General features: G+C 43.5%; 21 protein-coding genes. 13 read left to right on the forward strand and 8 right to left on the reverse strand.

The window, feature by feature from the left end; genetic code table 11:
• The coding region (locus L1077_RS23420; RefSeq protein ID WP_237139249.1) for a hypothetical protein at nt 1-223 on the forward strand (223 nt) is incomplete at its 5' end.
• 102 nt (nt 224-325) lie between these two features.
• Here L1077_RS23420 and L1077_RS23425 read toward each other — a convergent pair.
• The 3 genes from L1077_RS23425 to L1077_RS23435 are packed head-to-tail and all read right to left on the reverse strand — an operon-like array spanning nt 326 to nt 2878.
• A complete protein-coding gene (locus tag L1077_RS23425) occupies nt 326-778 on the reverse strand; it encodes a DUF3299 domain-containing protein (protein ID WP_440589565.1) in 453 nt (150 codons plus the stop codon).
• A 55-nt stretch (nt 779-833) separates the two neighbouring features.
• Complete coding sequence (locus L1077_RS23430) at nt 834-2195, reverse strand: ABC transporter permease (RefSeq protein WP_237139251.1); 1362 nt, start codon at nt 2193-2195, stop codon at nt 834-836.
• A complete protein-coding gene (locus L1077_RS23435) occupies nt 2192-2878 on the reverse strand; it encodes an ABC transporter ATP-binding protein (RefSeq protein WP_237139252.1) in 687 nt (228 codons plus the stop codon). Before L1077_RS23435 ends, L1077_RS23430 begins: the two co-directional genes overlap by 4 nt.
• Nucleotides 2879-3073: 195 nt before the next feature.
• On the opposite strand from L1077_RS23435, the gene L1077_RS23440 reads away from it, so the two are divergent.
• Both L1077_RS23440 and L1077_RS23445 read left to right on the forward strand, forming a co-directional pair.
• Entirely contained in the window at nt 3074-4174 is a 1101-nt protein-coding gene (locus L1077_RS23440; RefSeq protein WP_237139253.1) for a phosphoribosylaminoimidazolesuccinocarboxamide synthase, read from the forward strand.
• Between the two features lie 412 nt (nt 4175-4586).
• Nucleotides 4587-6899: a bifunctional diguanylate cyclase/phosphodiesterase gene (locus tag L1077_RS23445; protein WP_237139254.1), complete on the forward strand. Its 2313-nt coding sequence runs from the start codon at nt 4587-4589 to the stop codon at nt 6897-6899.
• A 6-nt stretch (nt 6900-6905) separates the two neighbouring features.
• Here the strand turns inward: L1077_RS23445 and L1077_RS23450 are convergent, their stop codons facing one another.
• Nucleotides 6906-7907 (reverse strand): glycosyltransferase family 9 protein, encoded by a 1002-nt coding sequence (locus L1077_RS23450; protein WP_237139255.1) that lies wholly within the window; start codon nt 7905-7907, stop codon nt 6906-6908.
• A gap of 89 nt (nt 7908-7996) precedes the next feature.
• Between L1077_RS23450 and L1077_RS23455 the strand changes: the two genes are divergently transcribed.
• Nucleotides 7997-8833, forward strand: a complete 837-nt coding sequence (locus L1077_RS23455; protein WP_237139256.1) for a sulfurtransferase — start codon at nt 7997-7999, stop codon at nt 8831-8833.
• A gap of 20 nt (nt 8834-8853) precedes the next feature.
• On the opposite strand, the gene L1077_RS23460 is transcribed toward L1077_RS23455, so the two are convergent.
• Complete coding sequence (locus tag L1077_RS23460) at nt 8854-10041, reverse strand: ROK family transcriptional regulator (RefSeq protein ID WP_237139257.1); 1188 nt, start codon at nt 10039-10041, stop codon at nt 8854-8856.
• A 282-nt stretch (nt 10042-10323) separates the two neighbouring features.
• Here L1077_RS23460 and L1077_RS23465 point away from each other — a divergent pair, with 282 nt between their 5' ends.
• Genes L1077_RS23465 through L1077_RS23480 form a run of 4 tightly spaced genes read left to right on the forward strand, consistent with a single transcriptional unit; the run spans nt 10324 to nt 13382 of the window.
• Nucleotides 10324-11346 (forward strand): substrate-binding domain-containing protein, encoded by a 1023-nt coding sequence (locus L1077_RS23465; protein ID WP_237139258.1) that lies wholly within the window; start codon nt 10324-10326, stop codon nt 11344-11346.
• Nucleotides 11336-12268: an ABC transporter permease gene (locus tag L1077_RS23470; protein WP_237139259.1), complete on the forward strand. Its 933-nt coding sequence runs from the start codon at nt 11336-11338 to the stop codon at nt 12266-12268. The genes L1077_RS23465 and L1077_RS23470 overlap by 11 nt, the downstream gene beginning before the upstream one ends.
• On the forward strand, nt 12265-13050 hold the full coding sequence (locus tag L1077_RS23475; protein ID WP_237139260.1) for an ATP-binding cassette domain-containing protein: 786 nt from the start codon (nt 12265-12267) through the stop codon (nt 13048-13050). The genes L1077_RS23470 and L1077_RS23475 overlap by 4 nt, the downstream gene beginning before the upstream one ends.
• 14 nt (nt 13051-13064) lie before the next feature.
• Entirely contained in the window at nt 13065-13382 is a 318-nt protein-coding gene (locus L1077_RS23480; protein ID WP_237139261.1) for a hypothetical protein, read from the forward strand.
• Between the two features lie 15 nt (nt 13383-13397).
• Here the strand turns inward: L1077_RS23480 and L1077_RS23485 are convergent, their stop codons facing one another.
• Nucleotides 13398-14366 (reverse strand): class 1 fructose-bisphosphatase, encoded by a 969-nt coding sequence (locus tag L1077_RS23485; protein ID WP_063362479.1) that lies wholly within the window; start codon nt 14364-14366, stop codon nt 13398-13400.
• Nucleotides 14367-14527: 161 nt separating this feature from the next.
• Between L1077_RS23485 and L1077_RS23490 the strand changes: the two genes are divergently transcribed.
• Nucleotides 14528-16954: a zinc-dependent metalloprotease gene (locus L1077_RS23490; RefSeq protein ID WP_237139262.1), complete on the forward strand. Its 2427-nt coding sequence runs from the start codon at nt 14528-14530 to the stop codon at nt 16952-16954.
• Between the two features lie 69 nt (nt 16955-17023).
• Here the strand turns inward: L1077_RS23490 and L1077_RS23495 are convergent, their stop codons facing one another.
• Nucleotides 17024-17980 carry a methylenetetrahydrofolate reductase gene (locus L1077_RS23495; protein ID WP_237139263.1) on the reverse strand — a complete coding sequence of 319 codons (957 nt, stop codon included), beginning with the start codon at nt 17978-17980 and terminating at the stop codon, nt 17024-17026.
• Nucleotides 17981-18261: 281 nt separating this feature from the next.
• On the opposite strand from L1077_RS23495, the gene L1077_RS23500 reads away from it, so the two are divergent.
• The 3 genes from L1077_RS23500 to L1077_RS23510 all read left to right on the forward strand — a co-directional run bounded on the left by L1077_RS23500 (nt 18262) and on the right by L1077_RS23510 (nt 22866).
• A complete protein-coding gene (locus L1077_RS23500; protein WP_237139264.1) occupies nt 18262-21147 on the forward strand; it encodes a M16 family metallopeptidase in 2886 nt (961 codons plus the stop codon).
• 207 nt (nt 21148-21354) lie between these two features.
• Nucleotides 21355-22176: a serine O-acetyltransferase gene (cysE, locus tag L1077_RS23505; protein ID WP_237139265.1), complete on the forward strand. Its 822-nt coding sequence runs from the start codon at nt 21355-21357 to the stop codon at nt 22174-22176.
• Nucleotides 22177-22191: 15 nt separating this feature from the next.
• Nucleotides 22192-22866, forward strand: coding sequence for a hypothetical protein (locus L1077_RS23510; protein ID WP_237139266.1), 675 nt, complete (start codon nt 22192-22194; stop codon nt 22864-22866).
• 1 nt (nt 22867) lies between these two features.
• Here the strand turns inward: L1077_RS23510 and xseA are convergent, their stop codons facing one another.
• A complete protein-coding gene (gene xseA, locus L1077_RS23515) occupies nt 22868-24217 on the reverse strand; it encodes an exodeoxyribonuclease VII large subunit (protein WP_237139267.1) in 1350 nt (449 codons plus the stop codon).
• A 133-nt stretch (nt 24218-24350) separates the two neighbouring features.
• Between xseA and guaB the strand changes: the two genes are divergently transcribed.
• Nucleotides 24351-25820 carry an IMP dehydrogenase gene (gene guaB, locus L1077_RS23520; protein WP_237139284.1) on the forward strand — a complete coding sequence of 490 codons (1470 nt, stop codon included), beginning with the start codon at nt 24351-24353 and terminating at the stop codon, nt 25818-25820.
• The last annotated feature ends 66 nt before the right edge of the window (nt 25821-25886 follow it).

The following is a 25886-nucleotide window of genomic DNA, read 5'->3' on the forward strand; positions in this document are numbered from 1 at the left end:
TCAGAGGTCAAAACGGCTCATTTCACCTTGCGCGAAAAGAATGCCAGCGCTTCGCGCTGTGTCATTAACCTTTCGCACGATATTCACCTTGCGCAAAAGAAATGTACTCACTGCGTTCGTTGTCATTAACCTTTTGCACTATGGTTTCTCACCCATAAAGGTTGTTTGCTGCATCAAGATGGGTAAGCTTCGCGTATCTAACTTACAAGATGCGGCATATTAAAGGTGTTGAGTGAGAAATAAGTTTATTTTGTGAAGGAGAGATTGGATGAGAATGATTGCGGAGGAGGGGAACGAGGAAGTATAACTACTTCCTCGATAAAGATTAAAGTTCGAAAGGTGCAACACCAACAGCTTTCATTGTATAGCCTGTTTGCGCTAGGTCGCTTTTATGACTTTCTACCTTGATGGTACCTGTCACGGTTATCGCATCATACAAGCTGTCAATTGGGACACCATTTTTGATTTTTACATGCACGATTTGGTTGGGCGGTGGCGGTGGCACATGGATACAGGCTCCAAAATATGGCACGAGTAAAAACTCAGTAATGACTTCACTATTACCTTCAAGAGGCACCACGAAGCCTGGTAAGCTAACGCTTTTACCATCGAGTGCTTTTACTACAGGCGCGTCTAAATCAGGTTGCACCCAGTTTTTATCATCGCCATCATGGCTAGCGGCTTCCTGATTGCTGATCTGCTCGTGGCCCTCAGGAATTAAATCGTCCCAAAAGATCTCTTTAGGTGGTGCCGCTATTACGGATAAAGACATAAGCATCACAGTGAGTGAGACAAACCAAGATGCTAATCGAGTTGAATACATAAAAATCCTCTTAAACTTTGATACTCATGCCATCATTGAGTGAGTAAAAATACGCACGAATAGCAGGAATTGCACCGATAATTGTACCTGAGACCATAATAACGCCTAGCAAGAGTAGTTCATAGCTGCTGAGCATGGATATTGTGATAGAAATACCGAATTGTGCTTGTAATACACCTTTGCCGACTACTATGAGAAAGTAGAACAGTGCAACGCCTAACATACATCCAAGTGCGGTGATGAGGACTGCTTCACTGGTCATTAAAGCAAATATATGTCTAGGTCTGGCTCCTACAGATCTGAGTATTGCGAGCTCTCTGCGGCGTTGGTTAAGTGACGATAATAAAGTTGTTAGCATACCGAGTAAGCTTATCAATACAACCACACCGGAAAAAAGGAGTAAGATTTTTTCCACGATATCTAGCATGCTCCAAAGCTCTCTTAGAGTAACGCCAGGCATAATGGCAGAAAGTGCCTCAGGTTTGTATATATTGATATTTCGGCGTATTTGTAATGTGTAGAAAGGAGAGTCAAACCCCATCAAGAAAGCGGTAATTTGCTTAGGTTGACCGATTAAATCTCCTGGTTGACTGTTCAGGTTCTCATAATTATGACTTTGGTGGTCGTGGTCGTGGTCGTGGTCGTGGTCGTGGTCGTGGTCGTGGTCGTGGTCGTGGTCGTGGTCGTGACCCTCAGAGCTATCTTTGCGCCCGGTGGTGTGTTCAGTACTGTGCTTTGGACCATGCATTAACTCAATGGCTTTGAGTGGGACGTGCAGTGTTTTATCTACCGGTGTCCCTGTCGGTTCTAAAATACCAACAATCACCAAAGGGTTGTCATTATGATGATGAAAGCTAGTATTACCCATGCCATGCGCAACCACAATCTCTTGCCCTAGGTAGTAGTGGAGCTGCTTTGCAACCTCACTGCCGATAACCACTTCTTGTGCGTTGTGATAAGGCCTACCATGCTCGAATTGCAGCGTTTGTTTACTGCCATAACGATAGTGTTTGAAGTAGTTATCGTCACTGCCAAGTACTGAGAAGCCTTTATGGCTGTCTCCCAAGCTGATTGGAATTGTCCATGCCACGCCTTTTTGTGCTTTGATATATTCATAGCTTTGCCAAGACAGACCATTATTTGCATGACCAATGCGAAAAACACTGGATAGCAGGAGTTGAATATCTCCTGTGCGTGCACCCACAATCAAATCGGTACCTGAAATTGTATTGCTAAAGCTTTGCTTGGCTTCTTGTCTTACTCTTTCGATTGACAGCAGTAGCATGACACTAATTGCAATGGTAAAGAGGGTAAGAAGCACACTGGCTTTTCGATTTATGATGCTTTTAAATGCGAGGTTGATTAATGTCACAGGCTCGCTCCATTTATGTCTGCTAGGCTGACTTTTCGATCAAATAAAGGTGCAAGACTTGCGTCATGGCTGACGAACAATATCGTCGCCTGATACTGTTGTGCTTGTTCAAAAAGCTGTCTAATAAAAATATCTCTGTTATCTGCGTCTAATGCAGAAGTGGGCTCATCGGCGATAATGAGCTCAGGTCGTCCTATGAAGGCACGCGCTGCAGCAACGCGCTGTTGTTGACCAATACTCAGTTCATTTACAGCCCGGTGCTGAGTATTCTCATCTAACCCTAATTCATCGAGTAATCGTGTTGCTTGCGATGTTGCAGTGGCGCCCTCAGTTTTTAAGTTTGCTTGCCTACGCTTAGAAAAATTACAGCCTAAGACAACGTTATCTATGGGGCTTAAATAAGGCAGCAAGTTAAAGTTTTGAAAAATAGTGCCAATGTGATCGGCTCTAAACTTGTCTCTTTTAGCGTCATTGAGTGCGCTAAGATCTTCATTCAATATTTTTATATTGCCTTGCTGGGCGCACTGAATGCCTGCAAGCAAGCTGAGTAATGTCGATTTGCCACTGCCACTGGGGCCATGCAAAAACAGTCGCTCGCCGGTTTTTATTTGTAGGTCTTTGATTTGTAGTGTCGGGTTGGATTGCCCCGGCCAACTGAACGTGAGATCTGATATTTGGATCATGTAACCATCTCTTAGTACCGAGTTTTGTTCATGTTAGCGTAGAACAACGCAGGACTAAACTAAGTTTCGCTAGGTTGGTCTAGTATTGCGTTAAACAATTGTGATTTTGGTTGTGCTCGATTATCATACCCCCCTCTAACCCCCTCTGTATTATGCGTCCTTTAGCAAGATGCAACCGTTCTCTATGGAGATACAATGAGTAGCTACAAAGTTCTAGACGTCAATGACGATCTACCAATTCGCACTAAAGGTGCAGTTCACAGTGGTAAAGTTCGCTCGGTTTATTGGTTAACCGATCAAGACAGCGCCAGATTAATCGAAGAAAAAGGCTATGATGTTCCTAAAGGTACTGAGCTTGCGATCATGGTTATTTCAGATCGTATTTCTGCGTTCGATTGCATCTGGCAAGGTGAAAATGGCTTAAATGGTGTACCAGGTAAAGGTATTGCACTAAACAGCGTTGCAGCCCACTGGTTTAAACTATTTGATGAAGCAGGTCTTGCCGGTAATCATATTGTTGATGTTCCTCACCCATACGTGTGGATTGTTCGCAAAGCGAGTACCGTTCGCGTTGAGGCAATTGCCAGACAATACATTACAGGCAGCATGTGGCGTGACTACAGCAAAGGCATTCGAGATTTCTGCGGTATTCAACTGCCAGAAGGCCTACAAGCTCACCAGAAATTAGAAGAAGTACTTATTACACCTTCGACTAAAGGCATTATTTCGGGTGTTGAAGGTGTGCCAGAAGTTGATGATGTAAATATTACGCGTGCTAATATCACTGACAACCTAGATGCATTCAATTTTAAATCAGCTGATGATGTTACACGTTATGAGCAGTTACTCAGTGAAGGCTTTAATCTGATTTCTAAAGAGTTAAATAAACTTGATCAAATCTTCGTTGATACCAAGTTTGAGTTTGGCTATGTTGAAGACTCAGATGGTAAAACTCGCTTAATTTACATCGACGAAGTTGGTACGCCAGACTCTTCTCGAATTTGGGATGGCCCAGCTTATCGCGATGGCAAGATTGTGGAAAACTCGAAAGAAGGCTTCCGCCAGTTATTAATTAACAATGTACCAGACAGTGACGTATTGCTAAATAAAGACCGTATGCTTGAAAGAGAATCTTTGGCTCAGTCTTATAAATTACCACAAGATGTGATGATGTCTGTATCAGACACATATGTTGGCATTGCGAGTAAAATTGTTGGCAAAGATCTTGTCATTCCTCAAGACCCTCGTGCAGAGGTCATCGCTATTCTTGATGAGCAATATGCTCTTATAGACTAGTGTTTTAAGATGCCTAGCAGTCAATGACTTAAATGATTGCTAGGTACCTGTGCTCCCTTCTTAGATTTTCATTGCCAATCAACTGTACTGAGCAATACAACATAACCGGGTAGAAAGTTCCTTACTGTTCCAAGAGCGTTTTGAAGTATTAAATATTCGTTTTTTATCAACTAGAGCACACGATTTGATGGCTTTCAGCTATATTTTTAAAGGCAAGCATCGATTTATTTTTGGCAAGTAATAGTAGCAACGTGACGAGTGTTGAAATAAATGAAATATATTACTAAAAATAACGGTCTATAAATTGGATTAGCCATAACTGTGTATCAATGAAGGCATAATATAGGTCCAATAATTGGGTCTGTATATCACCGTCTGCAATCTCTACTCGTTGATATCTGAAAGGAACATTATGGGCACAAGTTTTAAAAACCGAATAATTATTTTGTGCGTTGGCCTCGTATTAATAACCGCGATAGCCAGCCTTGCGGGCTTCTGGTGGTCGACTAGTGAGTTCAAAGAGCGCCAAGTGCAACAGGATATTCAAAAAGCGCAGAGCGTCTATCAACAGTATTTAGTTGCCAGAGAACGATTATTGGTGACGGCTGCATCTGTTTTGACTCAGGACTTTGGCTTCAAACAAGCCGTCGCAACTAGAGATGCCTCTACGATAAGTAGCGTGCTGTATAACCACAGTCAGCGAATTAATGCAGAGCTGATGCTGCTATTGGATGTACGCGGTAAGCTTATTTCTACCAATCAAAATCAGCTTGAGTTACCGCAAGATATGCGACCCTTAGTGAAAGAGCTTCTCGCATATGAGAAACGTTCTGCATTTGTGGTGTTAGATAAAAAATTGTATCAGGCTATCATTTTACCAGTTAAAGCGCCCAGAACCATTGCATTTACGATTGTTGGTTTTGTCGTTGATGAACCCATTGCAGAGCAGTTAAAGGGGCTAACGGGGATGGAGATGAGTTTCATTAGCCAAGGCGAGCGGATGAAAGCAAGCTCTATTCAATTGCCTGAAGATAGAGATTTGTTTACTTATTTGCACGATCAAAAAATTAGCCGGTGGTTTGGTGAGTATCCTATTTATGTCAATGCAGAAGTCGCTTTGCCCTCCTTAACTGCTGTGCCTGTTAGTTTGGTACTCAGCGCTGATTTGCGGGATGAATATGAAGAGTTTGACCAACTTGTTCTGACGATTGTGTTTCTTTCTTGTATTACGATGTTATTTGGCTTTGTCGCCAGTGGGTTTTTAGCGCGTAATTTGGCGACTCCGCTTCAGCAGCTTACTGTTATGGCGAGGCGCTTTGCAAAAGGTGATTATCACGCGCAAATTCACGAAACGCGCCCTACCAAAGAGATATGTCAGCTGGTCAATGCTTTTCATGAGATGGGCGATGATATTCAAGCACGGGAAAAGAAAATCCGCTATCAAGCAAGTCATGATGCTTTGACGGGCTTTTATAATCGGACTTCGGCATTGCCGATATTAGATGCTTTATTCTCAACTGAGCAGGTTTACTATCTATTGGTAATTGATATCAAAGGACTTAGGCATATTAACGATAAATTAGGCCCACGTATTGGAGATAGTTGTATTCAAGCTGTCGCAGAGCGAATCGAGCAGGTCACCGCTGACTTTGAGGGGCTTAATGTAAGGCTCGGAGGAGATGAGTTTTTAACGGTACTTTTAGCCAAAGCTAACTCAACGATGGAGCAATGCGTTGACAGCTTTTTGAATAAACTCAACCCCAGTTATACAGTGCATAACTTTGATATAAATTTACGCTTTAGCGTTGGTGTGGTGCATATCCCAGAGCAAGCCGATAACGCGGATGATAGTATCCGGCGCGCTTTAATCGCTGCCGACAATGCTTCTCATGGCGTGGAGGATGTCTATTTTTATCAAACAGGAGAAGATGAGGCATATTTAGAAAGGTTAGAAATTGTCGATGAGCTTAAGCAAGCTCTGGTCGCTGATGATGGGCAGCTTTTTATGACATTTCAGCCAAAGTTGAATATGCGTACAGGCGTAGTTGATAAAGTAGAGTCTTTGATACGCTGGAAGCGTAGCAATGGAGATTGGGTTTCACCTGAATTGTTTATCGATCTTGCGGAGCAATCAGGTTTAATCGTTGATTTAACACAATGGGTGTTACGGACCGTTATATCACAAATTTCTGCGTGGTCAGCGCAAGGTCTCACAATGAAAGCCGCTATTAATGTATCAGCGCAAGATATTGCGGATGCTGAGTTTATTCCTCACCTCGTCGCTATGTTAAAAACATATTCAGTGCCTGCCAACCTTATCACTATTGAGCTAACTGAGCGTGATATGATCGAAAATGAAGAAAAAGGGATTGCTGCTTTGATCGCGCTTAAAGAGATTGGTGTACACATTTCTCTAGATGATTATGGTGTTGGGCAAACATCTTTAGGCCGTCTCAAAATGTTACCAATTGACGAGTTGAAACTCGATAAAGTATTTATTTTAAAGCTAGCTGGATCGCATCAGGATCAATGCATTGTCCGCTCTACTATTAGCTTAGGACATCAACTTGGTTTTTCTGTGGTTGCAGAAGGTGTTGAGGATGTAGAGTCGTTAAAACTCCTAGAAGACATGAAGTGTGACTATGCGCAAGGTTATTACTTAAGCCGCCCATTAAAGGCAGATGATTTTACTCTGTGGTTAGGGCAACATCACAAGGCTGTTTAAGTATGCTCAGATTACTGTTGTGAGCGCGTCAGTAATCGCTTTGGGGGTAATGTCTCTGATCATTAGTGATTTAGATAAAGACATTGAATTATGGTGCAGTGCGATTAAATTACTTCTCTTTGGTGCGACATTAGACCAAGGAGACGTGCCTTGACCAATAACGGCGACACACGGCGTCCCGCAGGCTGAGGCAATGTGCATTGGGCCAGAGTCAATAGAAATCATCGCGTCCATAGCGCCGATGGTATCAACTAATATATCCAGTGACATTGAGCCTGCAAGGTTTGTGATTTTTTCGCCATTTTCACCCGCCTTGAATCGGAGTGTTTCCATTTCCTCTCGTTCCGCTTTATCACCTAATAAATATAAGTGTATATCATCACGCATGGTTAAATTGTTGAGTAACTCTAGCGACAAGTCATGGGGATAATGACGGTCCCCTTTAACAGAACCACCAAGATAGAGTGCGACGTTGCGTTTTTTACTTAAAGCGCATGTTGTTTTTTTAGGTATTAACTTTGGGGCGCTAAATTGCTGGAATGGTCGGCCATGAGGAATATTGATAAGCTGGCAATAACGGTAAATATAGTGTTCAGATTGATTAAGTTTTAATGCGTGGCTCAGTAGTGGGCTTCTTGCATTTTGTGCATAGCCGATAATGTTTTTAACACCAGCAAGCTTGAGTAGTAGCGCTTCTCGAAGTGAGCCGCGCAATAATACCGCGATGGAAATATCAAGCTGCTTTAGCTCTTTGGCCATTTTGAATAGACTATGCTTCTCTTCTTCACAGTATCGTTTATCACTAATAAACTCGGCACCGTAGTGCGCTGCGCGAGTGAATAAGTGTGACATAAATGGCCTGCCCAGTACGTACACACGTTGCGTGGGATATAGTTTTTTCAAAAGCTCTAAAGCTGGTAGGGTATTGATCGCATCGCCGATGAACTTTGGCAATACAACTAAGATAGCGCCATCTACTTGATTTGAATCAATGATCTGATTACCCATAAACATTATTTGAGATATGCATTAAAGCCCCCTAGTATAGCGCTTGCGGTGCTGGAATTTAACTGAAACTAATTAAATAAGTGTTCGAAATGGTAAAAAACTTAAAAAGTAGTCAGTGGTTGTACGAAAATAGAGAAGATGTGACTATTCTTGACTCAGGCATTGTGAAGCCCGGCGAGTCAGGAGACTATCAGCCAGCAGCGATTATTCCTGGTGCACTTCGATTCGATATAAGTCATACCTTTAGCGACCATGCATCTGCATTGCCTAACATGATGTGTTCAAGCAGAGTTTTTCAAGCTGAGGCCAGGCAACTGGGGATAAATAACTCGGATACGCTTGTTGTATATGACGATAAAGGATTGTTTAGTGCTGCACGTGCGTGGTGGATGTTTAAATCAATGGGGTTTGAGCATGTGTATGTGTTAGATGGAGGGTTAAAGCAATGGCAAGCGTGTGGCTTTGATACGGCCTCTGGCTATGCTAGTGCTCAAAGTCTTGGTAATTTTACAGCAAGGCCAAAGCCGCACTTTTTTATCAACCATAAAACGGTCCTAACCGGAATAAACTGTCAAGATACTTTACTGTTTGACGCCAGAGGTGCAAAACGGTTTGAGGGTTCAGGAAGTGAACCTCGTCAAGGGCGTCAAGGTCATATCCCCAATAGTGTTAATTTGCCCTATAGTAGTTTGTTGACTGAAGAGGGGTTGTTAAAACCCATCTCTGAAATAGCTGAGTGCTTAGCTTCTCTGGGCGCAGAGTCAAACAAGACAATGCTCCAATTTAGCTGTGGTTCGGGAGTCACAGCATGTATTTTGGCATTAGTTGCGACAGAATGCGGTTATACCCGCTTACAGGTATATGATGGTTCGTGGAGTGAATGGAGTAAGTTAGAAGGCGCACCGATTGAGATAGGCCCTTCATAATTAAGTTTGTTGTGCAAATATCACTGTGAAAAAACCGTGCTTTGCAATGTATTACCTGACCAAAAAGGGGGGATATAAAGTGTTTGCATGTTTTTATTATTAAGCGCGGCATGTAGAGGCAATGTTGCAATACCTGTCAGTGCGATGCTATCGATATTTGGCACTTTGATGAGTCTGACTATGTCCCGTTTACCAAGTTGAGCGATAGACGGAATAAAAGGCCTAAGTGAAGAAATAAGTGCATCAAGGCATGCTTCACTGATATCACTGCCGATGATGATAGTCTGAGTATTCAGCAATGACTCTAAAGTGTGAATCGCAATTCGCAGCGGCTCAGCGGCTTGCGTTATCCACTTTTTACACATTGGGTGACTTAATGGATCTAATTGCTCAATGGGGATCGTGTCCTCATCACAGCCGTCGAGAAAGGTTTTTAGTGCGTTAATCGACGCGTACTTATTTAAGGTCCCAAGCTCCGCGGTGCCTTCATCTTGATCGGGGGTGACAAATATATCGCCGATAGCCCCAGTCAGCCCGTTTTGTCCAAGCATGATCAGCCTATCATATACGACCGCAGCTTCTACTTTATTGCCCAAATGCAGATACACAAAATTATGTAATGTTTTGGCTTCGCCAAATAGCATTTGGTAAGCTGCGCATGCTGAAGCGGTATTTTCTAATGCGATAGGTAGATTAAGTAATTCACTTAATTGTGATTGCAGATGTTGATTAACTTGATGCTGAGATACTGCGTCAGTTTGGTCTGTCTGAATAGATAAGCCGCCAGCGAATATCGCTTCAAAGCTAATACCACTTGTCGCTATGAACTTTTCTAACTCTTGTTTGATGTCTTGTGCGTTAGGTTGAGTTACTAGGTCTTTGGCTGTTTTGCTATGACACTCACCATTGAGGTAATACAAGCCTAACTCTAATAAATTGGGACTCACTCTAATTGCGCAGGTAAATGCCGCATGTTTATTTAAACACAGCATTTTAGAGGGTTTACCTGCGCTCTCAGTTCTCTTGACGCCGATTTCCTCAACGAGACTGACTGCCAATAAGGCTTCAACCATATTCGTGATGGTTTGCTTAGTCAGTAGGGTATTTCGTGCAATATCAGCGCGAGAGATTGGACCTAGCGTGACAATTTGCGTCAATACTAAACGTAAATTAACGGCTTTATTCTGTTTAGCATTTGACCCTTTCACTTTGTATCCTTTTTCGTCGACACGTATCTAAATCATATTCAAGACACTCTATCTTATTACACATGGCACTATTTTCGAATACTTTAAATGCTTTAGCTCCTCAGATAGTCCATTCAGGGTTAAGTAAAATCATTTGACAAACATAGGAGTGCTGATCAAATGTACTATTCAGGTTTTCATTAAAGGAACTATTGAGTGAAGCGCTGTTTTTCCAAGTATAAATATTATCTTCATTACTGCGCAAAACTGCGAATAAGCGCATGGGCTTGTTTGTTTCTTGTGATGTCAGCTCAGTATGCACATAGCAATACTAGTTACGTCCTATCAACTAAGCAAGAAGCCGATGTTAAAACTGCAAAACTGACTGCAGCGATGGCTTGGCATGGTTCTAGTCCATGGGTAAATGCGGTGACATTGGGTGCCCAACAAGAGTTTGAGCGCTTGGGGATCGAGGTATTGGCTGTGACAGAGGCACACTATGATCCTGCAAAGCAAATAACGGACTTGGAGACATTGGCTGTTTTAGAGCCGGATATTTTGTTATCGCTGAGTATTGATAGTTTTAGTTCTAAACCCAGTTATTTGCGATTAAGTAGAAGCGGTACGCAATTGGTGTTGCTCAGTAATCCAATAGCTGGTTTTATGCATGGTGAAGATTATGCTGGGTTAGTGGGTGATAATGTTGAGGGAATGGGACAAGCCTCAGCTAAGTTAGTTGCAGAAGCTATCTCACATCATGGTCGAGTAGGGATGATCTATCACGAGGCCGACTATTATATTACCAACCAACGCGATGCTGCTTTTGTAAATGCACTTGCGCAATACGATGATATCGAACTGAGCGTACAAAAAGGATTTGTGAGAAAGAATCAAACAGCGCAGCTCACTTCAGCCATGCTCATCCAGAACCCAAATATTTCCGCCATCTATGTATCGTGGGATGCTGCTGCTGAAGGGGTGATTGAGGCACTTAGGATTGCAAATCGTAAAGACATTAAAGTGATCACCCATGATTTGGGCACGAACAACCTTATTGATATGGCCTTGCATGGCAACATGTATGGCACAGTCTCTGATCGTCCGTTCGAGATCGGAACCTTAATGGCAAGAATTGGGGCAGGCGCTGCTACTGGCGTTACGACACCCTTATACACACAAGTGAGTTATCATGCGGTGACTGCCAATAATATTGCTGCTTCTTGGCAACTTGCTTTTCAGACTCCACTACCACAAATATTACAAACAGTATTAAAGCAATCTCAAACGGATACTCTGACGCAAGATAGGGGGAGCGATGCTCAGTAAGCTCAATAGACAGACATTCATATATTATGCGTTTACGAGCGCGATGCTGGTTTTCATGTTGTCGCTGTCCGGTTCTGCTTTTTTTACCACGACAAACCTATTGAACATTTTACTCCAAACCGCGCCGATTGCGGTTATGGCAATCGGCTTAAGCTTCGCTTTATCTGTTGGCTATATTGATTTATCAATAGGTGCAATTGTAGCCCTTTGTGGTATGGCTGCTGCTTTGTTGTTACCGCTTTATGGCCTACCGGTGGCCGTTGTATTTGCCTTGTCTTTGGGCGTATGTGTTGGGGCAATAAACGGCTATTTGTGTGAACGTTTCGCTTTGCCACCGTTAATAGTCACTTTGGGCACGCTGGGGGTTTTGACTGGGTTTGCAAGGCAGCTTTCAGATCTTCAGTCTATTCCAATTATTGATACCCAGTTTATTATTCTATTTAGCCATGGCAGAGTATTGGGTATGCCTAGTTTTTTATTGTGGCTTGCAGGGCTAGTGATGATTGCTGCGTTAATTTTGACTCAAACTCGTTTTGGGCGTCATTTATTTGCCGTTGGAGTAGACGCATCGATAGCACACCGGATGGGATTAAATGTATCTCGAGTCCGTATTATTGCCATGTCACTGTGTGGTGGGTTTTGTGCGTTTTCTGGTTTGTTATATGCGGCAAGAATGCAAAGTGCCAAATACACAATTGGCGAGTCTGATTTGATGGTCGCTATCGCCGCTGTGATCATTGGTGGCTGCAGTTTGCTTGGTGGCAAGGTTAATATCTTCGCTGTTGTACTGGGGGTCTGGCTGCTTGGGTCTATTAATAATGCGCTTATATTCAGCGGCTTTTCTAGTAATGAGCAGATGATGGTAAAAGGTGGTATTTTAATTATGGCTGTAGCTATCACATCAAGGGCACAAAAATCATGAAGCGTACTGCGTTAGACCAAATGGCCCTAAAAGTCAGTGGGTTATATAAGAGCTTTGAAGGTATTAATGTGCTTAGCGGGGTTAACTTTACGGTTAATCGTGGTGAAGTGGTTGCCTTGCTTGGAGACAATGGGGCGGGTAAATCGACCCTTGTGCAGTGTTTGGCTGGGTTAACTCAGCCTGATCAGGGCAAGATCCAAGTTGGTCAAATTGAGCGTACTTTATGCACACCAAGTGCGTCTTATCAGGCAGGAATAGCCGTCGTCCATCAAGATTTGGCGCTGGTACAAGGGCTCAGTGTGGTTGAAAATTTATTTTTAAATCGCGAAATATTGCATCAACATAGCGTGTTAAGGCTGCTAGGTTGGTTAGATAAAAAAGCCATGGCAAGAAAAGCAAAAAAATTATTGCAGCGACTTGGTATGCCGCTGAACAATATCAACGCGCCGTTAAATACGCTATCTGGTGGTCAAAAACAGGCGGTTGCGATTATAAGGGCCGTGTATGCTGGTGCTGAAATCATTGTCATGGACGAGCCAACGGCGGCTTTGGGGGCAGAGCAATGTGCGCGCTTGGTGACATTGATCCGCTTGCTTAGCTCACAGGGGATAGCCATAATTCTGATCAGTCATAATTTACAACAAGTTGATACCTTGTGTGACCGTGCCGTTATTTTATTTCAAGGGCAAAGTGTTGCTGATGTTGCGATAGATGAGGTCAGTCAGGCACAATTACTGGGTTATATGAATGGTATTGAACTAGACATAGCTCAAGCGAGTTAATCAATGAGGACAGAGTGAATTATTCAGAGGCGGTTAGCTGTTTTGCAGAATTTGGCGAGCATCGTGACGATGCAATCTCCATTATGTTGGGTGCCAAACAGCAAGTGGGTATGTACAGTTTGTCGGTAGCCACATTTAAACAAGTGCTGCAGCACACTATTGATGGAGAGATCTGTATTGCAGATTTAGAGCTATGGGCGAGTGTTTTATTGCAGCGTGAGGAGTATGTAGTTGGTGAACTGGAAGGGAGTCTTTATGCTCTGTCAGATCCAGATGTCATGGGCGGAATAGACGAGGCCAAACTCACACGTTTATTAACACTGTTAGAATGACCTCATACGATGAAGTTACTTGTGATAGTTTAAGCAAGTTTCAACTTCATTTTTTGAACCTAGAATAACCGCCACTCGCTGGTGGATTGCGTTTGGTTCAATGTCTAGAATGCGTTGCTCACCTGTGTGTGCTAGGCCGCCAGCTTGTTCTACAAGCATTGCCATTGGGTTTGCTTCGTATAGTAATCTTAGCTTGTAAGGTTTTTCAGGGTTTTTAGTATCCGCAGGGTAAGTAAATAGGCCACCGCGACACAATACACGATGCACATCGCCAACCATGGCAGCTATCCAACGCATGTTAAAGTTCTTGCCTCTAGGGCCTTCTGTGCCAGCTAATAAATCGGCCATGTAATTTTTCATCGCAGGTTGCCAATGGCGCTGATTAGAGGCGTTAATTGCAAACTCTTGCGTATCTTCAGGGATTTTTGCAAAGTCTTCGGTTAATAAGAAGCTGCCGTGTGTTTTGTCTAGCGTGAAGATACGTGTGCCTTTACCTGTAGTCAAAGCGAGTGTTGTTGAAGGACCATAAAGTACATAGCCAGCCGCAACTTGGTTTTTACCTGGTTGCATAAAAATAGCCGGATCAGCTGCATCTGAGCCTTCTGGTGCTTCCATAATCGAGAAAATGGTGCCAACTAATGAGTTGATATCTGTGTTTGAAGAGCCATCTAGTGGGTCAAAAGACACTATGTATTTGGCGTTTGGATCGCCTGCAACAGTATAGTCTTCTTCCTCAGACGCAATTGCTTTTACGTAGCCAGATTCTAACAAGATGTCTTTAATTAGCTGATTTGATAAAACATCTAATTTTTTCTGGGTCTCACCTTGGATGTTTTCATCTAGGGTAGAACCTAATACACCTGATAGTGCACCTTGTCCTACACGGAAGGAGATCTCTTTACAAGCGGCCAAAAGAGTACGGATAAGAGAAACTAACTCTCTAGAACATCCATCTTCAAATAACACCGGCGGTAATCTACGCATATTTTAAATCCTGATAACGTTTGTCGGGTCGCAGTGGTTTTAATGTGAGAGAGGCACTGCGAACTGCGCTGAATTTCGTCTTGAATCACTGTTTTTTGTATACAATTTTATATACTAGCCAAAAAACAATCACAAAACATGAAAATAACAAAGACAAAATTATGATTAAGAGACGTTTTACCCCTTATCTCGTTTCGGCTTTGTTGCTGCCTATGATAACGCATGCGCAGGCAGCAATTAAGTCTATTGACGAATTTACTGATAAGTTTAACCATTTCCCTGGGTTTTACTCATTTTATGCAGATCAAAGCAGCGGTAAAATTTACCTAGATGTAGATAAGTTTGCACAGCCTTTTTTACTACAGCATAGTTTGCCTTATGGTGTTGGGTCCAATGATATCGGGCTGGATAGAGGCCAGCTGGGTGGTACACATTTGGTACAGTTTGAGCGCTTTGGCAATAAAGTCATGTTGCGTGCTAACAATACGTATTATCGAGCCAGTGCAGATAATCATGCCGAGCAGCAAAGTGTTAAAGAGGCATTTGCATCAAGTATTTTGCATGGTTTTAAAGTCGTTGCCGAGGACAGTGACAGTGTTTTAATTGATTACACGCCTTACCTGCTATCTGATGTACATGGTGTATCGCGTCGCTTAAAAGCCACTGAGCAAGGTAGTTACAGTCTAGATGCAAGTCGCAGTGCGGTTTATTCTGAGCGCTCAAAGGCTTTTGTAAAAAACACCGAGTTAGAGGCTGTGCTGACGTTTAAAGGCGGCAACCCCGGTAAATATGTGCGCCAAGCTGTGGCAGATCCTTATGCCATCACGGTACATCAACGCCATTCACTTATTGAGTTGCCTGATGAAAACTATCAACCACGTCAGTTCCACCCTCAGTCAGGGTTTTGGAGCATTGAGCACAAAGATTACTCGGCACCTTTAGGAAGCTCGATGTATGTGCGCTATATTCCGCGTCATCGCCTAGAGAAAAAAGATCCTACGGCAAAAGTATCTGAGCCAGTGAAACCGATTGTTTACTATTTAGATCCCGGTGTGCCAGAGCCGGTAAAAACCGCATTGCTTGATGGTGCTCGCTGGTGGGATGATGCATTTGAAGCCGCAGGTTACAAAGGCGCATTTGAAGTGAAAATGTTACCCGAGCATGCAGATCCGATGGATGTGCGCTATAACGTGATCCAATGGGTTCACAGAGCGACGCGTGGCTGGTCGTATGGCGCATCTATTATCAACCCGTTAAGCGGTGAAATCATCAAAGGACATGTGACACTGGGATCATTGAGAGTGCGTCAAGATATTCTCATTGCAGAAGCGCTTGCTGCGCCTTTTATCAAAGGCGATGAAGTGACCAAAAAACTACATGATATGGCGCTGGATCGCATTCGCCAACTCAGTGCACATGAAATTGGCCATACTTTAGGTATTGCTCATAACTTTGCTGCATCAGCAGATGGCCGCGCATCCGTTATGGATTATCCGCACCCTCTGGTGCAATTTACCAATGATGGACAGCTTGATGTGAGCAAAGGTTATGCCTCTGGCATGGGCGCATGGGATATTCAAGCTGTAAAATATGGTTATGGTGACTATCGCGCAACAGATGAAGCGCAAGCGCTGGCACAGGTGATTAAGCAGACCAACGACATGGGGTTGGCGTATATCTCTGATGCAGACGCAAGACCGCAAGGTGGTGCTCATCCTGCGGCGCACTTGTGGGATAACGGTGAAGACCCAACAGCTGAACTGCGCCGTGTGATGGGCATTCGCCAACAAGCTCTGGCTCAATTTGGTCCTAATAACATCAAAAAAGGCGTGGCTTTATCACAGTTAGAAGAAAAGTTGGTGCCACTGTATTTATTCCATAGGTATCAAGTTGAGTCTGCTGTGAAGTTGATAGGCGGTGTTGATTACGACTATGAAGTACGCGGTGAAGACAAAGTAAAAGGTGCACATGTTGTGGCAAAAGCACAGCAAGTGGATGCATTGCAGGCACTATTGGAGACATTATCTTCTGAGTCACTGAGTATTCCTGAGTCTGTACTGGCGGTGATCCCACCCAAGGCTTACGGTGAGTCGAGAAATCGCGAAAGTGTTCACGGCAGAACTGGTTTGACGTTAGATGCTATGGCATTACCAGAAATGGCAACCCAACACACACTCAAGTTATTACTGAATACCGAGCGTTTAAATCGCGTTGCTCAGCAGTATGCGCGCAATGACCGCTATTTAGGCAGTGATGAAGTATTGGCAAAGGTCCATGCACATGTATTTGAAGCCAATGCAAAATCGACTATGGCGAAAAAGTTAAACCAACGCGTGCAGTATTTAACGGCTTATCGCATGGCGGATCTAAGTCTGAGCGATAAGGTTGCACCAGAGGTGCAAGCACAGCTTCGCTATTATTTGCGACAAGTCGCGCAGAACACGACAGAACAGTCGTTGTTTTCAAGCCCAAGCAAAGCCGATGCGTTTTCGCTCTATTTAGGCGAGCATATTCAGTATTTCTTAAAAGAAGGTAAGTGGCCTGCAAACTATGCGCCTTTGGCCATGCCACCTGGGTCTCCGATTTAAGCGCTGAATCGCCATGAAAAAAAGCCCCATTTTGGGGCTTTTTACGAGATGAATGGTGTACTGAAATGATTAAGCGATTTGTTTCTCTGCCAGTTGTAATTCCATGGTGGCTTTGAGTAGGCGATACAAATTGATAGAGGCATCAATTTCTTCTTTGCGGTTGGTTAAGCTCTCAATGTTTAGGCCAAGTGGAATATCTAAGTGCGCGCAACTTCGTAAAATTAAATCTAAATTCTCACGGCAAATTTTTATTGATTCATTGAGTGTATTGTCGGCATCTAACATGCGCCATTTAGTTGCTTCTGGCACTGAGATACCCAACCACTGCATAAACTCGAGTGTCTTTTGCCCACCACAAGGGGTGAAGGTCAAAATAATGCGCTTTGGTTCATTGCCTTGCTGACGACAAGTACGTGCATAACTGGTTAATAAATCAATCGTTGCTTGCGCATCATAAACGGCTTGAGATATGAAATACTCGCAGCCTTTGGTGGTTTTGTCGATGAGTCTCTCATGTTCATTGCGTTTGTTTGCATGGCGCTCAGCAATAGTGACACCACCCAAGAAAAAGTCTTGTGTATGCTCACGTAAAGTTTGATAAGCCTCAGGCAAACCTAATTTTATGTCGCCTTTTGAAGATGGACTGCCCACTAACACAAGGTTGTTCAAGCCAAAATCTTGTTTTGTTTTCTGCAACCATTGGGTGAACTCTTCTTTGTCTCGTTGTGCAACACTTTTATAGGTGATCACGTCTAGATTAGATAAATCACGGACTAATTTACTGTATTCACAAGGGTCGACCGTTTGCTTAAAAGGAAAAGGCCTTGGTACCTGTGTACGACTGCTTTCATCTTGTATGTCGTAAATAACCACCCCATCATACTCGATTTCATGCAATCGATTTAACAGCTTAGTGGCAATTGTTTGAAGCTGTTCGTTGTCTGTGCCTAGCTTAGGTGGAGTTGTACCAATTAAATAGACGCCTTGATTAGGGTCTAATATTTTCTCTTGCAGCGTTAAAGCCATGTCCTCATTCCCGCTCATTCATCATTACAGGGTAAATATAGCAGCCATTTAGACGTCTAGATAGATTTTTTTATTGAATTTACTTCATTAAATATGATTTTTTTTCATAAGGACTGAAATTAAAGAACATTATGATGCAAATTTTTAATGCAATCCGAGGTAAGTTTTTTCACCATTTATCGAGATATATGAGATTTTTGCTTTCTTTAAGGCATAATCAGGAAATAAACCTGTGCTTTGCACTGGCATACAGAGACAAAATGATAAATTTAGGGACGCATATGAAATTTAAGCTTTTGGCAACCAGCCTTGCTGTTACCTTGGCACTGAGTGGCTGCGCTGCAAATAACGCAAACAAGACCAATAGTCTACAAAACAATGCCGTAGCTGCGGTTAACAATGCTGAAAACAAAGTGTTTTCTCAAGATTATGTCTTGGAAGAGCTCGATAATGGGCTACGTGTGATGGTGGTTAAGACTGATTATCCTGATGTCGTATCTTTACAGATCCCGGTATCAGTTGGTTCGCGCAATGAAATCGAAGATGGTAAAACAGGGTTTGCACACTTCTTTGAACATATGATGTTTAAAGGATCTAAAAAATATCCTGAAGCAATCTACAAAGACATCATCAAAAATTCAGGGGTTGATAACCGCGCCTATACAACCAACGACTACACTAATTATTATTTAAGCTTCTCTAAAGAACATTTAGAAAAAGTATTAGAGATCCAGTCTGATATTTTCCAAAACCTACATTTTAGCGAAGAGCAATTCCGTACAGAGGCGTTGACCGTAAAAGGTGAATACCTTAAAAATAATGCCAATCCGCTTCGTAAATTATTAGGTGCTGTACGTGAAAAAGCGTTTGATGAGCACACCTATAAACATACTACGATGGGCTTTTTTGAAGATATAGAGGCAATGCCAGATCAAATGGCCTATGCGGATTTATTCTTCGAGCGCTTTTATAAGCCTGAATATGCGACCATCATCATCGTAGGTGATGTAGAGCCACAAGCCACGGTAAATATGGTGAAAAAGCACTGGGGTGAGTGGCAGCGTGGTGAATATCAAGCAGAGATCCCAGTCGAGCCAAAGCAGCAAGCAGCAAAATACCAGCATGTCGTCAATGAGGGCCAACCGGGTCACTGGTTGTTAGTATCGTACAAAGGACCTGCTTGGCAGCCAACGGAAAAAGATCGCGCGGCAGTAGACTTAATTTCCGAGTTATATTTCTCTGAAAACTCTAAGTTATATCAAGAGTTGGTCGTGGATAAGCAAATTGCGACACAATTGATTACCTATAATGCAGAAACAAAAGATCCTGGCCTTTTACATGTGTTCGTTAAAGTTGAAGACGAAAAAGACCTTGTGACCGTGCGAGATGCAATTAACCGTACTTATGCGACGGCACGTACGGAATTGGTAGATGAAGGTAAGCTGGCGGCACTTAAATCAAATAAGCGTTATAGCTTTGCCAATGATTTAGACTCATCAAAAGCAATTGCATCGATGTTAGCAAGCTATGTGCACTTTGAGCGTGATCCCGAAGTGATCAACCAAATGTATGCAACTGCAGACACAGTCACCCCAGAAGATATTCGCCGCATCGCAAACAAATACTTTGTTGATTCTGGACGTAATACCGTCACCATGTCAGCAAAAGCGGACATCACTGGTTTTGATAAAGAGGTAGCGCTTGACGCACTGACGACTGAGCTAAATCAGCCTACAGAGCAACACTTTACTGTACTAGATAAAACGTCAAATTCACCATTAGTTGATGTGAATTGGTTATTTTACACGGGCGCGGCGGCCGATCCGGTAGGGAAAAAAGGGGTTGCTGCTTTGACCGCAGCAATGCTGGCCAAAGGTGGCAGTGCAACTAAGTCATATAAAGAAATTCAAAAAGCCATGTACCCGCTAGCGGGTAGCTTTGCTCATCAAGTAGATAAAGAGATGATTGCATTGCGTGGTCGTGTGCATAAAGATAATGCACAGCAGTGGTATGCATTAGTTGGTGAGCAACTGCTCAATCCAGGCTTTAGAGAAGATGACTTTAGCCGCCTGAAAAAAGAGCTGATTGATAACATTAATTCAGACTTAAAGTCGTCCAATGATGAAGAGCTGGGTAAAGAGGTGCTTTATCATAAGTTATATCAAGGTCATGCCTATGAAAGTCTCAATTTAGGTGACTTGTCAGATTTAGAAGCCCTAACATTGCAAGATGTGAAGGATTTCTATCACAGTCAGTTCACTCAGGCGAAGTTAAATCTAGGGTTAACAGGTGCGTTAAATGACGATTTGAAGGCGCAATTGATACAAGACTTAACGCGTTTACCAAAAGGTGAAGAAAAGCGTTTAAATGTTGCTGATGCGCCTGCACTAGAAGGGATCCATGCGACCGTAGTCGAGAAAAGCGCTAAATCAACGGCGGTATCATTTGGTTTCCCAATTGATACTGTACGTAGTAGCAAAGATTGGACTGCGTTATGGTTAGTACGTTCATACTTTGGTGAGCATCGTAATTCAGGCGCTTTCCTATTTGACCGAATTCGTCAAACTCGTGGTATGAACTATGGCGATTATGCTTACATAGAATACTTCCCACGCGGTATGTACCAAACTATGCCTGATGCGAACTTAGGTCGCTCTGAGCAGATCTTCCAAGTTTGGTTACGTCCACTGCGTTCAAATAACGACGCGCATTTTGCCACTCGTGTCGCGGTGTATGAGCTTGATAAGATGATTAAGCAAGGGATGAGTGAAAAAGACTTTGAAGCAACGCGTAATTTCTTAAACAACTATGTGCCTCAGCTGGTGGCGAGTCAGGACAGACAACTTGGTTATGCATTGGATAGCCAATTCTATAATACCGATGAGTTTGTAAACCTAGTGCGTTCACAGCTTGCGAGCTTGAGCTTAGATGACGTCAACCGTGTGATCCGTGAAAATCTACAAACTGACAATATGCACTATGTGTTTGTGACAGGTGACGGTAAAGACATGAAGCAGCGTCTTGCTAGCGAGCAGGTGTCACCGCTGAAGTACAATGTCAGCAAGCCGCAGGCTTTGCTTGATGAAGACAAGATAGTAGAGAGTTATAAGCTGTCTGTGCCTGCAAGCAACATTGAAGTCATACAAGCACAGGATTTATTTAAATAAACCTTTAAGCTGTATGACAGTGCAAACGCCTCGCTTATGCGGGGCGTTTTTATTGATTGGCATTAAGTTGCATACGCGTAAAAAAAGCACCATTATAGGAACCTTAAGTTATAATTAATAACTAGAAATTCGAGGCTGGCTAGTGCTATCAAAGGGTGATGCACGCTAAGATAAGAAACGACAGTAAATGACAGACATGTGGAAATTATGAGACACGAAATTTGGCAACAATTGAGAGAAGAAGCCCAGGAGCTTGTACAAAGAGAGCCCCTACTCGCCAGTCACGTTTATTCTAGTGTGCTCAATCACGAATGTTTGGGAGCAGCGTTGAGTTTTATTGTGGCAAATAAGCTCTCAGACGCCGTTGTGTCTGCATTTACGATTCGAGAATTGTTTGATCAAGCGTTTGTTGATTGCGACCGAATGCTGACTCATGTGGCTCATGATATAAAAGCTGTTAAAGATCGAGACCCCGCTGCCGATAGTTATCTTAACGTGATATTAAACTTGAAGGGTTTCCATGCATTACAAGCACACCGTCTCGCATACTGTCTGTGGCGACAACAACGCAAAGAGCTCGCCCGCTTTATTCAAAGTCGCACCTCTGAAGTTTTTGGCGTTGACATCCATCCTGCTTGTAAAGTCGGCCATGGTATTATGCTTGACCATGCGACTGGTATAGTCATTGGTGAAACCGCGGTAATTGAAGACAATGTATCGATATTGCAGTCGGTCACGCTCGGTGGTACGGGTAATGAGCAAGGTGATCGTCACCCTAAGATCCGTGCCGGTGTTTTGATTGGTGCTGGCGTAAAAGTACTTGGTAACATTGAAGTCGGTGAAGGGGCGCGCATTGGCGCAGGCTCGGTAGTATTAAAAGCCGTTGCACCGCATACCACGGTAGTGGGGGTCCCTGCCAAAGTGGTCGGCAAACCAAATTGTCCATGCCCTGCAGAGAGCATGGATCAAAACTTCTTAGATGATGCGATTAGTCGAATTAACGACTCTCATACCAGCGCCATGCTTTAAGTTGCGCTTTGTCTGATGCGCTCGAAGAGCTCTTTGGTGTATGCGTTTGCCACGGGTGTTTTACTAACCTGTGGGTTTTATGAAATACACCATACTGAGCTGGGCGTTCGAGATGCTCCGTCAGAGAAAGTACTTCATTTGAATGAAGCCACACGAGAAGTGGCTACAGAACCTCTACTGAAACAAGCTATTCCTTCTGTTCCAAAAAGAGAAACGCACAGTAATGCGCTGCCTGTTTTAACTCACACCACAGAACTTGAACAGCTGGTTCAACGCAATCAACAGTTAGAGCAAGAAAATATGCGTTTGGAAGCGCAGTTATCGCACTCCAGAGAGTCCTCACCTTCAAGTTATAACGTCACAAATCAATTGAAAAATATATTCGCACACCAGCGGCGCGATGACGTGTGGGCCTCGGAAGTGGAGCTATTTGCAGAAGATTTTTTATATGAGGCAAGTCTGCATGATGATGTAGAGATGCTATCTGTAGAATGTAAGCTGCATATTTGTCAGCTCAACTTTGCCGCGCAATCACATACTACTTCATCAAGGTGGCAGCAGCTCCACAATGCTTTACTTAACATGCCTTGGATGAAGCAGTTTAAAACGGTGACAGCCGTACAAAACCAAGGCGTTATGCAAATACACCTGAGTCTAAAAACCAGTGAGCAATTAAAAAGCGAATACTAACTTACTCGCCTTTCTCTTTAATTGCAGTGACTTTAGTATGTAATTGCCCATCAGCGAGCTGTGTAATAAGCGCATCGCCGACTTTGACCTCTGATACCGAACTAAGCACATGTTTGCCTTTTTGAGTAATACTATAACCGCGAGATAACACAGTCAGAGGGCTAACGCTGTCTAATCTGGCAGCAAGTAGCGCCAACTGGTTTTGCTGGCGGCTTTGCTGTTGTTTCATGGTATTGTGCAAGGCTGATTCCAATCTCTGTAGCTTTGCTTTGGCTTCATTCAAGCGCTTTTCAGGGTGGAATTTTAGTAGCGTATGGTCAAGTACATTCACTTTGTGATGGTGTTTTTGTTGCAGATATTGCCATGCTCGGATCAAACGTTGCTGCAATTCATCGACGCGCTGCACTTGTTGCATCAATTGGTTCTGAGGATGCTGCAGGCTTAATCGCTGTTGCAGCCGTGCAATATGTTGTTGCTCATCATATAGCTTGCGTTTTAATGCAGTTGTTAGGCGCTGCTTTCTATCCTTTACATAACTTATCAGCTCACTACTATCGGGGCTCACTAACTCTGCGGCTGCTGAGGGAGTAGGGGCACGTAAATCAGCGACATAATCACTGATGGTGGTGTCTATTTCGTGGCCTACAGCACTTATCACAGGGAGACTACAGGCAAAAATAGCTCGGGCGACGATTTCTTCGTTAAAGCACCACAGGTCCTCCAGCGAGCCACCTCCACGACCTACTATCAATATATCGACTTCACTGCGCTTGTCTGCTAGTGCAATCTTTTCTGCGATTTGCGCACCTGCACCTTTTCCCTGTACTAGGGTGGGGTAGATGGTGACTTCTAGTTGAGGCGCTCGGCGTTTTAGCACAGACAAAATATCTTTGATGGCAGCGCCGGTTGCGGAGGTGACAACACCAACGCGATTGATTTGTTGCGGAAGAGGTTTTTTATGGAAACTATTAAAGAGCCCTTCAGCGGCGAGCTGCATCTGTAGCGCTTCAAACTGTTGCTTCAGTAAGCCTTCTCCGGCAGGTGCCATCTGCTCGACGATAAGCTGATAATCTCCACGGGGTTCATACACAGAGACTCGGGCTTTGACTTGTACTTGTGCACCATTTTCTGGGCGATATTTACAATATCGGTTATTGCCTCGCCACATTGCCGCTTTAATTTGCGCTTTTTCATCTTTAAGTGAAAAGTACCAATGGCCAGAAGCGGGGGCGACAAAGTTTGAAATTTCACCCGTCAACTCAAGAGAAGCGAAACCTTGTTCTAATAAACCGCGAATTTCGCGATTTAGACGCGAAACTGTATAAACTTTGTTGTTTTGTGGCAACGACATACCGAGCTCCATAAAAAATTCACAGACACTTTAGCACATTTTTTGCTAAATTTTGTTTACTCACATAAGGAACGCTGATAAAATGCGCACGCAATTCCTTATACTCAGAATTCACTTGAGAGAAGCCGCACACATGCTAAGAATTGCAAAAGAAGCCCTTACTTTTGACGACGTACTATTAGTACCCGCTCATTCAACTGTTCTACCGCACACAGCGAGTCTTAAAACTCGTCTGACACGCGATATCGAGCTTAATCTGCCACTTGTTTCTGCGTCAATGGACACAGTAACTGAAGCACGCTTAGCGATTGCCTTAGCGCAAGAAGGCGGCATTGGCTTTATTCACAAAAACATGACCATCGAAGAGCAAGCCGACAATGTTCGTAAAGTGAAAACTTACGAAGCGGGTATTGTTACTTTCCCGGTCACTGTGACAGCTGACAAAACCATTGCTGAAACAATTGCCCTTGCTGAAGAAAAAGGGTTTTCAGGCTTCCCTGTAGTGGGTGCTGATAACCAGTTAGAAGGTATTGTGACAAGCCGTGATATGCGTTTTGAAACTCAGCTAGACAAGCCTGTGTCGTCAGTGATGACAAAACAAGCAGACTTGGTAACTGTGAAAGAAGGCGCAGGTCGTGAAGAGATCCTTGGTCTTATGCACGAGCACCGCATTGAGAAAATCTTAGTGGTTGACGATGCTTTCGCACTGAAAGGCATGATCACTGTTAAAGATTACCAAAAAGCACAAGAAAAGCCGAACGCATGTAAAGACGCACAAGGTCGTTTACGTGTTGGTGCTGCTGTAGGTGTTGGTGCTGGTACTGACGAGCGTATCGCTGCATTGGTTGAAGCAGGTGTGGACATTTTATTGATTGACACCTCTCATGGTCACTCTCAAGGTGTAATTGACCGCGTTAAAGCAACGCGTGCAGCGTACCCTGAGCTACAAATTGTTGCGGGTAACGTTGCAACAGGCGCAGGTGCCCTTGCCCTTGCCGATGCTGGTGCAGATGCCGTTAAAGTAGGTATTGGCCCTGGCTCAATTTGTACAACACGTATTGTTACAGGGTGCGGTGTACCACAAATCACAGCTATTTCAGATGCTGTTGAAGCGCTAAAAGATCGTGATATTCCAGTCATTGCTGATGGCGGTATTCGCTATTCAGGTGACATTGTTAAAGCGCTTGTTGCTGGTGCAGCGTGCGTCATGGTTGGTTCAATGCTTGCTGGTACTGAAGAGTCACCGGGTGAAGTTGAACTGTATCAAGGCCGTTACTACAAGTCTTACCGTGGTATGGGTTCTCTAGGTGCGATGAACCAAAAAGAAGGTTCTTCAGACCGTTACTTCCAGAAGAGCAACCAAGCAGACAAGCTTGTGCCAGAAGGCATTGAAGGCCGCGTTGCATACAAGGGCCCAATTGCTGCGATCATTCACCAGCAAATTGGTGGTATTCGCAGTGCAATGGGCTTAACAGGTTGTGCTACGATCGCTGAACTGAACATCAAGCCTGAGTTTGTACGTGTTACATCAGCAGGTATGGGTGAGTCTCACGTACACGACGTACAAATCACCAAAGAAGCGCCTAACTATCGCTTAGGTTAAGCCGGCCAACGTGCGTTGAGCCCGCAAAATTGTCAGGGCTAGCAGCTGCTAGCCCTTTTTAATTCT

It is taken from the genome of Pseudoalteromonas luteoviolacea, assembly GCF_021654285.1.
GTDB classification, from domain to species: Bacteria; Pseudomonadota; Gammaproteobacteria; order Enterobacterales; family Alteromonadaceae; genus Pseudoalteromonas; species Pseudoalteromonas luteoviolacea_J.

Excerpts from the sequence above, each read along its gene's own strand:
- L1077_RS23425 (WP_440589565.1), bottom strand. The coding sequence starts at position 778 with ATGCTTATGTCTTTATCCGTAATAGCGGCACCACCTAAAGAGATCTTT.
- L1077_RS23435 (WP_237139252.1), bottom strand. The coding sequence starts at position 2,878 with ATGATCCAAATATCAGATCTCACGTTCAGTTGGCCGGGGCAATCCAAC.
- L1077_RS23440 (WP_237139253.1), top strand. The coding sequence starts at position 3,074 with ATGAGTAGCTACAAAGTTCTAGACGTCAATGACGATCTACCAATTCGC.
- L1077_RS23445 (WP_237139254.1), top strand. The coding sequence starts at position 4,587 with ATGGGCACAAGTTTTAAAAACCGAATAATTATTTTGTGCGTTGGCCTC.
- L1077_RS23450 (WP_237139255.1), bottom strand. The coding sequence starts at position 7,907 with ATGGGTAATCAGATCATTGATTCAAATCAAGTAGATGGCGCTATCTTA.
- L1077_RS23455 (WP_237139256.1), top strand. The coding sequence starts at position 7,997 with ATGGTAAAAAACTTAAAAAGTAGTCAGTGGTTGTACGAAAATAGAGAA.
- L1077_RS23465 (WP_237139258.1), top strand. The coding sequence starts at position 10,324 with ATGTCAGCTCAGTATGCACATAGCAATACTAGTTACGTCCTATCAACT.
- L1077_RS23470 (WP_237139259.1), top strand. The coding sequence starts at position 11,336 with ATGCTCAGTAAGCTCAATAGACAGACATTCATATATTATGCGTTTACG.
- L1077_RS23475 (WP_237139260.1), top strand. The coding sequence starts at position 12,265 with ATGAAGCGTACTGCGTTAGACCAAATGGCCCTAAAAGTCAGTGGGTTA.
- L1077_RS23485 (WP_063362479.1), bottom strand. The coding sequence starts at position 14,366 with ATGCGTAGATTACCGCCGGTGTTATTTGAAGATGGATGTTCTAGAGAG.
- L1077_RS23490 (WP_237139262.1), top strand. The coding sequence starts at position 14,528 with ATGATTAAGAGACGTTTTACCCCTTATCTCGTTTCGGCTTTGTTGCTG.
- L1077_RS23495 (WP_237139263.1), bottom strand. The coding sequence starts at position 17,980 with ATGGCTTTAACGCTGCAAGAGAAAATATTAGACCCTAATCAAGGCGTC.
- L1077_RS23500 (WP_237139264.1), top strand. The coding sequence starts at position 18,262 with ATGAAATTTAAGCTTTTGGCAACCAGCCTTGCTGTTACCTTGGCACTG.
- cysE (WP_237139265.1), top strand. The coding sequence starts at position 21,355 with ATGAGACACGAAATTTGGCAACAATTGAGAGAAGAAGCCCAGGAGCTT.
- L1077_RS23510 (WP_237139266.1), top strand. The coding sequence starts at position 22,192 with ATGCGCTCGAAGAGCTCTTTGGTGTATGCGTTTGCCACGGGTGTTTTA.
- xseA (WP_237139267.1), bottom strand. The coding sequence starts at position 24,217 with ATGTCGTTGCCACAAAACAACAAAGTTTATACAGTTTCGCGTCTAAAT.
- guaB (WP_237139284.1), top strand. The coding sequence starts at position 24,351 with ATGCTAAGAATTGCAAAAGAAGCCCTTACTTTTGACGACGTACTATTA.